Here is a 16,575-nt window from a genome sequence, read left to right on the forward strand (position 1 = left end):
ATTACTTTACATATACTCCTATACTTGACAATTTACTATTAATAAAACGAAAACAGCTATAACTATGTACTACTGTATAAGTTACAATTTCCCTCATATATCACACTATATTAATAGTAATGTCATTTTTTTCATTTCTATACATCGAATTATATCGAAACACATGGAATTATGCAATATATTTTTTCGTTTATACGCATTTAGTATAGTTTAAGCGTATTTTATACCATTTTTATTCATTCTGACTAATATAGTAAAAAATGAATTTTTATTCTTTTTTAAATAAAAAAACTATTATAAAATACTTATTTTTTAGATATATTCTCAAATACCCTCAAGTTTTACACTATCTGTTTACAATTATATTATTTTATTTCCATTCATGTTTATTGTTTAATTAATCGTAAATACCGAACTTGTACATACATTACTAAAACTCATAGGAAAAGATAAGTTTTATTTTTACTTCATCTTTTTTTCATGAAGGTGTGGGCAAATATTTCTGCATCAACAGCAGTATCTATTCCCATTCATGATCCATGGCGAATAAAAAAGAACCTGAATCTCATCTCACTGAGATTCAGGTTCTTCTATTACACTGTATTGTTCTATTATAACTGTCTACAATGAACGATAGTCTTCATTATCATTCAGTTTAACCTTTCAACAGTTTATACAGTTCTGCTACTTGTGCTTTTACAAGAGCCAATTCTTCACGTTGTGCTTCATTTTCTGCTTTTTGAGCAGCATTAGTAGCACGCAATTCATTTAATTGGTCTTTTTGGATTTGGTTTTGTGCTTCTAAGGCAGATACCTTATCTTGTAATGTGTAAGAGGCACTAATTGGTCCTTGACGGAATGTGTCTTTCACAGCTGTTTCATCAGCACGAGCACCAAATTTCCAAGTCACACTAGCATTGGCCATCACTTCACTACCATATCCATTAAAGGAAGCACCGACATGGAATAAAGTAGATTCATTTTTGTAGTGGTTCACTCCAAGAGCTAACGCACTAGCACCTTGATAGTATCCTAGGCCTGCAGACACTTGAGTTGGCTCTAATGGATCATATTGAATAGTTTGTAATCCAGCTAACGCAGCCGCTTGTGCTCCAGAACGATTAATACGATTATTGATATTAATCGTTGTACCTCGTAATTGAGACACGTTAACTGCATCTGTATCTTTCGTACCTGGTGCAAGATTGTGCATTTGTTGCATACCTGCAGAGATACCTTCTGTCATAAGCGGGTTACCATCTGGACCTGTAACAGGATTACCCTTTTCATCCAAGACTGGTTTATCCATACCGAAGGAAATAACTCGAGTATTATCTACTACATTTGGTTTTAAAGCTCCTACAGCACCCGCATATTTCTCGCCTGGTTTTCCATCTTTACCCATATACACAAAGTTACCATCTTTGTCTTTCATGACAGGCTTATTATCTTTATCTACATATGTAAGATTTCCATTTGCATCACGAGCTACTGTACTATTTGGAATGACTTTCAATCCTTCGTTCGTATACTCCGTAGAGTTACCAGGATTTTTAATCACTTCTTTTTGCTTTCCAGTAGTAGGATCAATAACTGGTTTACCATCTTTATCGAATACTTTTTCCATTTTTACTACTTCTTTTTGTTTTCCAGTAGTAGGATCGATAACTGGTTTACCATCTTTATCGAATACTTTTTCCATTTCATCAGTTGTAGTAAAGGCTATCTTATCACCAGATACATGCGATGTTTTTTCTACGCCAGTTTTTGGATCCTTTGCGTTGAAAATTAAATCTTTATTGGTGAATGATGCCTTATTATCACCGGATTTATCTGTTAAAGCAATTTCCTTAGGTCCTACTACAGCTGTATTGTCATCTTTATCTTTGTAAGTAGTTCCTGCTCCTGTAGAAGTATTCGTATTTCCATTTATATCCTTCAATACATTGGTTGTTGGAGTACTTGTATTGGTATTACCCTCTTTGTCTGTTAGCTCCACTTTATCTGCTGTAGATATATTGGTATTTCCTTTAGTATCTTTCAACTCATTGGATGTTGGTGTACTTGTGTTGGTATTACCCTCTTTATCTTTGATAGTAATTGTATCACCTTTGATAGTTGTGGTAGCACCATCTTTACCATTCACACCGATTGTACCTTGTCCATCTTTCGCTCTCATGGAAATGCCATCTTTACCATCTTTGCCTTTGACTGCAAATTCACCGTTGCCGTCTTTACCTACCGTAGCAGATACCACATCTTTACCGTCAGCGTTTTTCACGATCATCGCACCATCTTTGGCAGGTGTTACATCCGCTTTTGGTACTGGTTTTGCATTGGCTTTTGGTTGTTTTGTCACTGGATCAATGTCGGATTCTTTGTAGTAATCGTCGCCAACTTTCACAAGGTTGTTACCATTTTTATCAACTGCTGTACCACCAGTTGTGACAGAATCAATTTTAAGATCTCTATTCACATCTACTTTGACAAATGTAGTTGCTTTTTTAGTACCATCCTCGTTAATAGCATCCACAGTTACCATAGATACATTCGTGTTAGCTCCATTTGCGAATTTCACATCGTCATTAGGATTTACCTTGTCGTACACTTTTGCATCTTTACTGTAGTCTTTATCAGTAGAACCAATGCCTACATTCCAACCAGATTCTTGAATCGCATTTGCCACTGTATTACCAGTCACAAAGCCTGCACCTGTATTTGTTACTTTGTCATTTTTAGGATCAACGGTTAATGGCGTGCCCGCTGGTTTTCCATCTTTACCTTTTTCGTAACCTTCAGGTTTACCATCTTTGCCTACTTTATAGTAGTTATCGCCAATCTTAATCGCATCTGTTTTGGAACCATCTGCATGAGTGATAGTTACTTTATTCGTAACCTCTCCCTCTTTAATACCTACCGTAATTTCACGAGTGCCATCAGTTAATGTTTTACCAGTAATTTCAATGCCTGTACCGCCTTTGAAATCCACTACATTAGCATTTTTCACTACGTCTTTGTAGCCATTGCCATCTTTGGCAGATACAACCCAGCCCATATTTTGTAGGTCACCTACCGTAGCTGCTGCATTTTTATTTACAGGAGCATCGGCTGTGCCTTCCAAATCAACCAGATTTACTGGTGTTGTATTAGGTGTAGTGCCTGGTGTAGTACTTGGTGCTGTACCTTTTGGTGTAGTATCTACAGATTTAGTATTCAACGTGGAACCTACGCCTGTAATTTGAGTTGGTTTACCATCCTTAGATGTGACATTTAATGCGGAAGATGGTTGTGCATCAGATGCATTATTCGTAGCAGGTTTTGCCGCTTCTGCTTTCATTGTCACAGGGCTCACTGGTGTAACAGGCGTTGTTGTTACATCCACTGGTATTGCATCTGGTTTTGGAGCGCCATTCACTACATCAGCCGGTTTGTAATATTTGTCGCCCACTTTTGTGTACGTATTACCTTTGCCATCTGTATAGGTATTTGGGCTACCCACATTCAATGTACCTGTATCCACATTAGTGAAAGTCACATTGTCTTTCGTAGCGTATGTAATTTTACCATTTGCATCCTGTTTCACAGTCAAATTATTGCCTGCTACCATTTCCACAGTATTGCTTGGTTTAATTAACTCTCCATCATCCTTAGTTCCAGTAAGTTTTTCTCCCCTGTCAGCAGATGTTTTTAAGTTGAAACCTGCATTGTTAATCGCTTCCGCTACATTTTGTACGGTAGCCACTTTGTTCAATCCTGCCTCATCATGCGCTTTTTGAGCTGCGTCTACTGGTGTTTGTTTAGCAGCTACGTCAGCTTTCTTATCTGCCACCGCTTGTTGTAATGCTGGATCTTTTGGATCTGCCGCTAATGCTTTTTCTGCTTCTTTTAAAGCTTCTCTTGCTGCAGACAAGTCTTTTTCAGCAGCTGCTAAGGTTTCTTTTAATTGCTTAGCTGTAGCTGGATCTGCAGGTGTAGCAATAGCTCCTGTTTCCTTATTATCCGTACCTACTGCTGGTTTCATTTCACCTGTAGTTACTTTTACGCCATTTTCGTCAACCGTTACAGAACCATTCGCTGCTTTTACATTAAATGTAACATCACTTGCCGTGTTATCCTCACGAGTTGTTACCACTGCGGTAGTACCAAGACCATTGACAAAGTTCACTGTATCATATGGTTTTACAAAATCACGAGATTCTCCATTATTTTGTAAGTTCCAACCTGCGTTTAATACGTCAGATACTGTGGCTGCATTGTTACCAATATACTTAGGATTAGCTTGTCCATCTTTTGTTTTTGGATTTGCTAATTCTGCAGCTTCTTCTGCTGTTAATGGTGCTTTATTGATATTTTCTACATCGCCTGTTTTTTCTGTACCATCAGGATTTGTAATTGTTTTGGAACCATCATTTACATTTGGAATGTTGTTTTTCACATTTTTCAATGTAGTTGGGCTTGTTGTGCCTTCTGGTCCATTGATAGATGTAACCACATCACCTTTTGGAACTTCTGCACCAGATCCATCTGGATTTTCAAAGAATTTAACTTCTTCTTTACCTGTTTTTGGATCTCTCACAGCCTTAGGATACACCTTAGTACCATCTGCTTTTGTGTAATTAACAGGTGTAACTGAGTTATTCGTAGACGTTTGGTCATCTACTTTTACAGTGATGGTACGTACACCTTTGTCATCTGTTTTACCAGATACGATGGCTGTACCTTCGCCTACAAATTTCACTTCATTTGCATTTTTCACTGTATCTGTATAGGCCTTGTCTGTTTCACCTGTTGTTTTGTCAGAAGATACAATCCAACCCATATTACGTAAATCGCCTACTGTAGCAGCTGTATTGTCGCTTACTTTAGGTTTTGACCCATCTGTTGGTGTGGATAAATCTACTAAACCATTATTAGCTTTTGTAGAACCTGGAACTTCTTTTCCATCTACTGTATCACCATATTTTTGTAAGCCAGATGTTACATTTCCTAATTGTGTAGGATCTGTAGTTTTCTTATTTGGTTCAGTATCTGTATTTTTAACATTTGGATTCACCAAAGAAGAGGTTAATGGGTTTGCAGTTGTATCGATTGGTTTGATAACATTTCCATTTTCATCCACAGGTTTACCATCTTTATTCACCTTCGTACTTGGCTTACCATTTGCATCAATTGGTTGACCTTTATCATTCACTGTATAATAATCGTCTCCAATTTTGGATACTGGTGTACCATCTGCTGTAGTGTATGTCACAGGCAATCCTGTTACATTGTATGTCACATTGCTTGTGGTTCCATCTTCAGATGTAGTCACCACGGCTGTCGTATTCACACCGTTTACAAAGTTCACAGTATCGAATGGTTTCACAAAGTCACGGGCTGCTCCATTGTTTTGTAAATTCCAACCTGCGTTTAATACGTCAGATACTGTGGCTGCATTGTTACCAATGTACTTAGGATTTGTTTGTCCATCTTTTGTTTTTGGATTTGCTAATGCTGCTGCTTCTTCTGCTGTTAATGGCGCTTTGTTGATATTTTCTACATCGCCTGTTTTTTCTGTACCATCAGGATTTGTAATTGTTTTGGAGCCATCATTTACATTTGGAATGTTATTTTTCACATTTTTCAATGTAGTTGGGCTTGTTGTGCCTTCTGGTCCATTGATAGATGTAACCACATCACCTTTTGGAACTTCTGCACCAGATCCGTCTGGATTTTCAAAAAATTTAACTTCTTCTTTACCTGTTTTTGGATCTGTCACAGTCTTAGGATATACCTTAGTACCATCTGCTTTTGTGTAATTAACAGGTGTAACTGAGTTATTTGTAGACGTTTGGTCATCTACTTTTACAGTGATGGTACGTACATTGCCATCTGTTTTACCAGATACGATAGCTGTACCTTCGCCAACGAATTTCACTTCATTTGCATTTTTCACTGTATCTGTATAGGTCTTGTCTGTTTCACCTGTTGTTTTATCAGAAGATACAATCCAACCCATGTTACGTAAATCACCTACTGTAGCCGCTGTATTGTCGCTTACTTTAGGTTTTGCCCCATCTGTTGGTGTAGATAAATCAACTAAACCATTGTTAGCTTTTGTGGAACCTGGAACTTCTTTTCCATCTACTGTATCACCATATTTTTGCAAGCCAGATGTTACATTTCCTAATTGTGTAGGATCTGTAGTTTTCTTATTTGGTTCAGCATCTGTATTTTTAGCATTTGGATTCACCAATTTAGATGTTAATGGAGTATCTGTAATATTAACTTCAGAAATTGGTTGTCCATCTTCACCAACAGGCACTCCATTTTCATTGATTTTTGTAGCTGGCTTACCATTGGAATCCAATGGTTGACCTTGTTCATTAACTTTGTAGTATTTATCTCCAATTTTAGATACTGGTGTGCCATCTGCTGTAGTATATGTCACAGGTAATCCTGTTACATTGTATGTCACATTGCTTGTGGTTCCATCTTCAGATGTAGTCACCACGGCTGTCGTATTCACACCGTTTACAAAGTTCACAGTATCGAATGGTTTTACAAAGTCTTTCGCAGCGCCATTATTTTGTAAATTCCAACCTGCGTTCAATACGTCAGATACTGTGGCTGCATTGTTGCCTACGAAGTTAGGATTTGATTTGCCATCTTTTGTTGTTGGTTTCAACAAGTCCGCTGCTTCTTCTGCTGTCAATGGCGCTTTGTTAATGTTTGCTACATTACCTGCATCTGGTTTATCTGTTCCATCAGCATTTGTTACTTTTTTATCAGCATCATTCACTGCTGGAATGTTGTTTTTCACATTGCTCAAGGATGTTGGACTTGCGGTTCCTTTTGGTCCATTAATTGTTGTTTTAACAGGACCTGTTACATCCTCGCCCTTTCCATCTGGTTTGGTATTGAAGATTTGGTTACCATCTTTATCTGTTTTACCAGTTGGATACACTTGCTTACCATCTTTATCTGTGTACACCACAGGTGTTACCGCATTATTTGTAGACGTTTGGTCATCTACTTTTACAGTAATTGTACGTACACCTTTGTCATCTGTTTTACCAGATACGATGGCTGTACCTTCGCCAACGAATTTCACTTCGTTTGCATTTTTCACTGTATCAGAGTAATCCTTAGTCAACTCACCTGTTGTTTTGTCAGAGGATACAATCCATCCCATGTTACGCAAATCACCTACAGTTGCCACTGTATTATCGCTTACATTCGGTTCACCTTGTTCTGGTTTAGACAAGTCTACTAAGTTATTACGAACTGGTGCTTTACCATTAACTTCTGGGTCACTATAATTTGTTAATTTGCTAGTTACATTATCCAAAGTTGTTGGACTTGTTGTGCCAGTTTTATTAGTTTCCGGTGCTGGGTTTACCAAGGATGTTTTCAATGGTTTTGCCGCTGTATCAATTGGATTGATCACTTTGCCATTACCATCGATAGGTTCTCCATTGTTGTTCACTTTCGTGCTTGGGTTACCTTGTTCATCTACTGGTTGACCTTTGTCATTTACTTTGTAGAATTTATCTCCAATTTTGGATACTGGTGTACCATCTGCTGTTGTGTATGTCACAGGCAAGCCTGTTACGTTATACGTTACATTGCTTGTTGTACCATCATCAGATGTTGTTACAACCGCTGTTGTATTTAAACCGTTCACGAAGTTTACTGTGTCATATGGTTTCACGAAGTCTTTCGCAGTGCCATTGTTTTGTAAATTCCAACCTGCGTTCAATACGTCAGATACTGTGGCTGCATTGTTGCCAATGTACTTAGGATTTGGCTGCCCATCTTTTGTCTTAGGATTAGACAATTCAGCTGCTTCTGTCGCTGTTAATGGAGCTTTGTTGATGTTTGCTACATTACCTGCATCTGGTTTTTCATTTCCATCTGCATCTGTAATTGTTTTAGAACCATCATTTACATTTGGAATGTTGTTCTTCACATTGTTCAAGGATGTCGGACTATTTGTACCTTTTGGTCCATTAATTGTTGTTTTAACAGGACCTGTTACATCCTCGCCTTTTCCATCCGGTTTAGTATTGAAGATTTGGTTACCGTCTGGACCTACTTTACCAGTTGGATATACTTGTTTACCATCTTTATCTGTGTACACCACAGGTGTTACCGCATTGTTTGTAGATGTTTGGTCATCTACTTTTACAGTGATTGTACGAACACCTTTGTCATCTGTTTTACCAGATACGACAGCTGTACCTTCGCCTACAAATTTCACTTCGTTAGCATTTTTCACTGTTGCAGAGTATTCATCAGTAGTCACTGCACCATTTTCACCTGTTGTTTTGTTAGAAGATACAATCCAACCCATGTTACGTAGATCACCCACAGTAGCAGCTGTGTTATCGCTTACTTTTGGTGCATCTCCATTTGCTGGTTTGGATAAATCTACTAAGCCATTATTCGCTTTTGTAGAACCTGGAACTTCTTTTCCATCTACTGTATCACCATATTTGTCCAAGCCAGATGTTACATTGCCTAATTGTGTAGCTGTTGTTGTATTAGGTTTATCTCCTGCTGGTGTTGGATTAACTAACGCAGTTTTTAATGGTTTTGTTGTATCAATTGGTTCAATTACATTGTTATTTTCATCAACCAATTTACCATCATTATTTTTGCCTACTGCTGGTTTACCTGCATCACTGATAGGTTGACCTTTATCGTTAACTTTGTAGTATTTATCTCCTACTTTAGATACTGGTGCACCATCTTCCGTTGTGTATGTCACAGGTAATCCTGTTACGTTGAAAGTCACATCGCTTGCAGTACCTGCAGCATTCGTTGTCACTACAGCTGTTGTATTACCACCGTTCACAAAGTTTACTGTATCATATGGTTTCACGAAGTCTTTCGCTGTGCCATTGTTTTGTAAGTTCCAACCAGCGTTCAATACGTCAGATACTGTAGCTGCATTGTTGCCTACGAAGTTAGGATTTGCCACTCCATTCACAGTAGGTTTCAACAAGTTAGCTGCATCTCCTGCTGTAATTGGCGCTTCTGTATTGTTTTTGCCATCAATTGCAGTTCCATCTGCCTTATGAGCTGTTTTATCTTCATCATTTACTGTTGGAATGTTGTTTTTCACATTGCTCAAGGATGTTGGACTTGTTGTACCCGTTTTATTAGCTTCTGGTGTTGGGTTTACCAAGGATGTTTTTAATGGATTATCTGTAATATTCACATCAGGAACTTCCTGTCCATTTGCATCAAGTGGTTTACCATCTTTGTTGAATTTCGTAACTGGCGCACCTGTACTATCTAATGGTTGACCTTGATCGTTAACTTTATAGTATTTGTCACCAATTTTAGTCACTGGTGTACCATCTTCTGTTGTATATGTCACAGGCAAGCCTGTTACGTTGTATGTTACATTGCTTGTTGTACCATCATCAGATGTTGTTACTACGGCTGTTGTATTTAATCCATTGATAAAGTTTACAGTATCATATGGTTTTACGAAGTCTTTCGCTGCACCATTGTTTTGTAAATTCCAACCTGCATTCAATACGTCAGAAACTGTGGCTGCATTGTTGCCAATGTACTTAGGATTTGTTTGACCATCTTTTGTCTTAGGATTTGCCAACTCAGCTGCTTGCGCTGCTGTTAACGGAGCTTTGTTGATGTTTTCTACATCGCCTGCTGTTTCTGTACCATCTGGAGTCGTAATCGTTTTAGATCCATCGTTTACATTTGGGATATTATTTTTAACATTTTTCAATGTAGTTGGATTTTTTGTTCCTTCTGGTCCATTGACAGATGTAACCACATCACTTTTTGGAATTTCTTTGCCTGTACCATCTGGATTTTCGAAGAATTTAACTGTCTTAGTTCCGTCTCCATTATCTACTTCTTGAGGATATACTTTAGTACCATCTGCTTTCGTGTAATTCACAGGAGTCACAGTTTTATTGAGACCTGTTTGACTATCTACTTTTACAGTGATTGTACGTACACCTTTGTCATCTGTTTTACCAGATACAATAGCACTGCCTTCACCGACAAATCGTACTTCATTGGCATTTTTCACTGCCTCAGAATATTCAGTGGCAGTTGTTGTTCCATTAGCACCTGTTGTTTTATCGGAAGATACAATCCAACCCATATTACGGATATCTCCGACTGTTGCCACTGTGTTATCCGTTACATTTGTATTCGTTAAATCTCGCAAACTATTTTTAGCTGGTTCTTTACCATTCACTGGATCAGCTTTATAATTCTCCAACTTGCTTGTCACATTATCCAATGTAGTAGGACTTGTTGTGCCTGTTTTATTAGCTTCAGGTGCTGGATTCACTAAGGATGTTTTTACAGGATTATTAGTTGTATTAATCGGATCGATGACATTACCTGCATCATCTACTGGTTTTCCATCTTTATTCACCTTCGTGCTTGGATTACCTTTAGCATCTAATGGTTGACCTTTATCATTAACTTTGTAGAAGTTATCTCCAATTTTAGATACTGGATTACCATCTTTATCAGTATAGGTAATCGGTAAGCCTGTGACATTATATGTTACATTGCTTGTTTTACCATCCACAGTGGATACAACAGCTGTCGTATTCACACCGTTTACAAAGTTCACTGTGTCATACGGTTTTACGAAATCCACCGCTGAACCATTACCTTGTAAATTCCAACCTGCGTTTAACACATCACCAACAGTAGCTGCATTTGCTGGATTTACTTGGTTAGCAGATGTTCCCAATGTTGGAGCTGCTTGTGATTTAGTAGCATTACTTGGGTTTGTCGCTGTGTTCGGAGCATCGCTATTTTGCGTATCAGGCAGATTAGATTTCACATTCGTAATATTGACTGGGTTTGTACCATCTTTGTCAGACACTTTGATATTACCATCATCTGTTTTAGATAATTTTGGTCCTTGATCTCCACCTACTTGAATAGTGTTGAAAGAAGGATTCTCTACCGTAGCAAATGTGATTTTACCGCTAGCATCATGTTTTACATCTAGGTTTTTACCAGCAATCATTTCTATAGTACTGCCTGCTTTAATGGATTCACCATCGGTAGTAACACCACTGCCTGCATTTCTTGTACCACCATTAGCACTCGCTTTCAATGTGAAAGCAGCATTATTCACAGCCTTAGCAACTGTATCTACAGTAGCAATTTTTCCTGCGTCAGCAGTTGGTACTTCCACGGTACCTTTTTTATCGCCTTGTTCAACAGCATTCACAGTACCTGTATTAACAGTAAGACCATCTTTACCTGTAGTGATTGTTTTATTATCAGTTTTAACTTTTAAGCCATCATCAGTTACTTCTAAAGACTGATCTGCTTTTTTTACTGCAACACCAGCATCAGTTACTTCTAAAGACTTATCTCCTGGTTTTACAGTAATTTTATTATCTGCAGTTTTTTCTAAACCTTTACCAGTGTTTACATTGTATTTAATTTTAGAGGTTACCTGATCTGTTGTCGTTTCTACGACAGCTGTTGTACCCTCACCATCAACAAAGTTCACAGTGTCATATGGTTTCACGAAATCTTTCGCTGCATCATTATTTTGTAAGTTCCAACCAGCGTTTAATACGTCACCTACTGTGGCTGCATTATTTTTGTTTACTTGGTCAGTCCCTGTTCCCAATGTTGGTGCTGTTGCGCTAGTTGTTGGTGCATTTGTACCTGCTTTAGCACCATCTAAGTTGCCGCCTACATTAGTAATTGGGTTACCACCATTATTTAAACCATCTTTTGTTAAAGATACTGGTTGTTTACCATTAGTAACAGGTGTAATTGTTACACCGTCACCATTAATCGCTGTTGTATCGCCTGCTGCATTTTTGAATCCAGCACTTGTTAAATCAGTCAAATCTTTTTGTAAGGAATAGATAAAGTTTTTACCAACTTGTTTCACAGCCAAATTATTACCGGCTTTAAAAGTTACAGTCTCTCCAGCTTTGATTAATTCTACAGTAGCATCTGTCACTGTACCCTTATCATCCTGACCTGCTGTCGCTTTCCAGCCCATGGATTTTAAGGTGTTCACCAATTGATCAGCAGTGACTAATTTACCACCAGTCGTATTCGCTGTTGGCACGCCATCAGTTCCTGTTGTGAGGGTCGCTGTTTTTGGTTTTAATGTGATCGTATCATCTGCTGCACTCACTTCTAACAAAGTACCATCGCTAGATTTAACAGTAAAAGCAATCCCATTTTCTTTATTTAGCTCTTGTTTATTAGTTTCTGTAGCAGCATTATCACCTGTTTGGCCTTTTAATTGGATAGTATTATTGGCTAGCTTATGGAATTGACTACCGTTAATAGCATCTTTGGAGTCTGCAGAGATATCGCCATCTTTTACATTTGTAATTTTTACAGGTTCTGTACCATCTTTATCGGATACTTTAATAGAACCATCAGCTGCTTTAGCAAATTTAGGACCTTCACTACCACCTACTTGTACAGTATCGAAAGATACATTATCTTTTGTAGCAAAAGTAAATTTACTACCTGCTTGTGTAATCTTAATGTTTTTATCTGCTTCAAAAGTAACTTTGTCGCCTGCTTTCACAGCTTGGTCCTTAGCTTCTGCCCCTAATTCACCTGCTGTTGTTTTCGCAGAGGTAGCAATCCAAGCAGCACTATTCACAGCATTTACCACAGAATCTACAGTAGCAATTTTACCTTTGTCACCATCTTTTACTTTCACAGTGCCAGAATCAGTGCCAGTTGTAACAGATTCGATTACACCAGTATTTACTTTTAATCCATTAGTATCGTCAGTGGTAATCGTAGTACCATCTGTTTTAACTTTTAAGCCATCATTAGTTACTTCTAAAGACTTATCCGCTGTATTAACGGTTAAACCAGCATTTGTTGTTTTTAATGACTTATCCCCTGGGTTAACCTTAACTCCATCTGCTCCTACAGTTAAGGATTTGTCAGCTGCGCTCACAGTGATTTTGTTGGTCGCATCATCCTTTTTCAAGCCATCGCCAAGGTTTACGCTATATTTTACAGTAGATATTTTACCATCTGTACTTTCCACAGTAGCTGTTGTGCCATCTCCATTAACAAAGTTCACAGTATCATAAGGCTTCACAAAATCTACAGCTTTGTTATTACCTTGTAAATTCCAACCTGCATTCAATACGTCAGATACAGTGGCTGCGTTCGTCGGATTGACTTGATTTGCAGCATTTCCTAAAGTTGGCGCCGCTTGAGATGTAGTGGCATTACTTGCCCCTGTAGTAGCATCGTTATTTTTAGTGCTCGGTAAATTACCTGCCACATTAGAAATCGCATTACCACCATTATTTAAACCTGCAGTCGTTAACGAAACAGGTTGTTTTCCCGCAGTTACTGGAGTGACTGTCACCCCAGCACCATTGATATCAGTCGTATCACCTGCATCATTTTTAAACTGAGCGCTTTTTAATCCCGTCAATTCTGGGTTCAAGGAGTACGTAAATTTAGATGTTACACGGGTTCCGGTTTGACGAGTTGGATCATCTGGATCTTCATACACTGGTCTAGATGCATCTTCTTGATGTAAGACCAAATTATCGCCTACACGAATTTTCACTTCATCATTAAGGCGAATCTTATCGACATTGCCTGTAGCTGTTCCAGGGTTTTCTCGTGTCGTTGTTTTACCATTCGCAGAATGTACTTCAGTTCCTTTTGTAGCTAGCGCTCCATTTAATTTCAATACACCAGAGCTAGTTTTATCTTTTTCAGCCTCTACAGACCAACCATTAGACATACGTTTTGTAACGGAGTTCAACTGAGAACCATTAATAGCATCTGTGGAATCGTCCGCAATACGGCCAGCTGCTACGTTTTTCAATTGACGTTCTGCCCCTGGCGAGCCAAAAGATACTACGTCACCTTCAGACGTGTTTGAGCCACCTGCCCAATAGAATGTATAAGCTACCTTTTTACTGTCAAATGGAACAATATGGCCTTCTTCATCATAGGAAATATCTGTTTGACGAGTACCAATCGATCTAGAATCAGCTCTAGAACCTGTACCGATAGCCACCCCATTTTGCAATTCAGAAATAGCACCTGTGCCTAGGGCCACACCACCTAATTTTGTGACACGTGCACCAGTACCAATGGCGGTCCCTAAATCACCAGTAGATAAGGAGTGAATCCCCATGGAAATTGATCCATGTCCATTTCTATTTGTCGCCGAAGAATAATCTAAGCGAGTTGTATTTAAGATGTCACCATTCGTTAATTCCCCATAGGCTTGTTGTATAGTCCCCATAGTATTTTCCATTTCTACAGAACGGATGGTACGTTCGACTTGTTCTCCACCTATGGTCTCTGTTTTTTTAGTGGATTTGATGACAGTTTTTCCATTAGCATCTATTTTCTCTTTTTGATAGTTCACCTTTTGTGCGGCTACCTCGGTAATTTCAGAGCCACCAATCATGATGGAGGAATCACCTTGTGCCTGTGTTCCAAGACCCATAGCAATGGCACCTTGCTCACCAGAAGCAACGGCACCTTGACCTACCGCAATATCTGCTGTTTTTTCAGCTTTTGCCAATTGACCTACTGCAACGGAGGATGCAACTGCTTTAGACTCATCACCAACAGATACAGCAGACACACCTGCATCTGCTTTATAACCAGTAGCTACCGCGGATTGTTCTGCTCTTGAAGCAGTACCTGCAGCTACACCAAACTTGCCATTTACCCAAGAACCCATACCGATGGCTACTGCAGCTTCCGCATTTGCTTGTATAGCAGAACCAGATCCAATAGCCGTGGCACCATAGGCTCCCTTACGAACTAATGCATTCGTACCGATAGCAACCCCCAATGGAGTAGTAGAATGAGCTTGCATACCAATGACAGTAGATCCATTTTGCGCATATGTAGCTTGATATGCTGTATTTAACGCAGCCCCAACAAGTTCTTGGTACTTTTGACTAATGTTTTTACTCGCTAACGTTCCACTTTGATCATGATCAGATACGTCTCCCACGCCAAAATTATCTCTATTTGACATAAAATATCTAGTATTCGCAAATTGAGTAATATCATTACCCCCAATGGCAATCGCACCTTGACCAGCTATCGACTGAGCACCTAAGGCTACCGCTTGGTCCCCGATAGCGCGGGTATTACGACCAACTGCAGTACCTTCATTAATATCTACTCCTTTATAGTTAAATCGATTTGCTGCATCTTTATTTCCTGCTTCTGTCGATGTGTTACCAAAAGCCTTAGCTAGTACAGTTGCATTATCATCAGGATCAGTGCCATTTCCTGTTGGTATACCATCTGTATTGATTGCACGAAACCCCGCGCCAGCACCAGCACCAATAGCTACGGAAGAGTTAATAGCAGTATTATTCCTATTAACCCCCGTATAAGATGATACCCCGATTGCCACGCCACCTGCGGCAGTATTTTTCCCTGTGCTTGTTACATCAGTAGCTGCTCCCGCTTTATCAGAACCTGCTGTGGAATTATAGCCTATAGCAATACTATGTCCATTTCCTTCAGCACGGCTTTGGGCTTCTTTACCAATGATAATATCATTGTTTTTCTTCGCTTCGCTAGATGAACCAAAAGCAATTGTATCATTCGCTGTAGCCTTTGCCTCATTACCAAATGCCATTGAGCGCTGCCCAGCCGCTTGTGTATTTCTACCAAATGCTACTGTATATAAATTTGTAGACTTTGAATTTGTACCTAGAGCAATCGCATCAGCTCCGTTTGTATTAGAATTTTGTCCTATAGCGAGGGATCGATCTCCCTGTGCATTACTGTTAGCAGATATAGCCACGGCTTTCTCGCCACTTGCTTTAGCAGCAACACCAATCGCTTCCGACAAATTCCCTGATGCTTGTGCATCAAGCCCTATTGCAGTAGCACTATCGCCTATAGCTTTTGATTTTCTACCTACCGCCACTGCATTGTTTTGAGTAGCCTGAGATTCAGTCCCAACAGCCACTGCATTATTACCACTAGCTGATGAAGTTCCTCCAAAAGCGACACTGGTATCGCTACCTGTGCCTGCATTATTAATGGCCGCCCCTACTGTATTTGTTATCACCGGACTCACCGCCATAGCCATAGCAGCAGAGCTAATGACAATAGCTTTCGCCTTATTACGACCTACCCGTTTTGCTAATTCAGATACAACTACGTAGCAGCCCTTTGTTTTACTCCACACAACTTTATAAATGCGATTTAATGCCATTTACTTCCTCACCTTTCATTTATCATCTATATGCATATGATTTTAATATTATTACTGTCTTTTATATAGGAAACACAAAAAACTATAACTTCACCTATTTTTTAAGTTATAGCTCATAAACTATGGTATTGTTATCTTCTACTGATAAAAATTATATAAGATATATTAGCAAACTTAAACTAGCACTCTAGTTTCCTTCATTGACTAATATACCTAATATTACATTATGCATAAAATTATATACAACAAATAAAAAGAATACAAGCCATTTATAATATGCATATTAAATTAGTATAGATTTATTTTATCCTAGAAATACAAGATTTTCAAAACAGCAATCTATGTATGTATTTTTATTACTA

Annotated in this window: 1 protein-coding gene; it reads right to left on the reverse strand. The window is 38.7% G+C overall.

Going from position 1 to position 16,575, the window contains the following annotated elements; translation table 11 throughout:
- Positions 1-655: 655 nt before the first annotated feature.
- Positions 656-16,213, reverse strand: coding sequence for an ESPR-type extended signal peptide-containing protein (locus EO111_RS07915; RefSeq protein WP_127011217.1), 15,558 nt, complete (start codon positions 16,211-16,213; stop codon positions 656-658).
- Positions 16,214-16,575 lie beyond the last annotated feature (362 nt).

The sequence above is a fragment of the Veillonella sp. CHU594 genome (assembly GCF_003992265.1).
GTDB lineage: Bacteria > Bacillota > Negativicutes > Veillonellales > Veillonellaceae > F0422.

Bases quoted from the DNA above. Each gene is read 5' to 3' on its own strand.
- EO111_RS07915 (WP_127011217.1), bottom strand. From the start codon at position 16,213: ATGGCATTAAATCGCATTTATAAAGTTGTGTGGAGTAAAACAAAGGGC.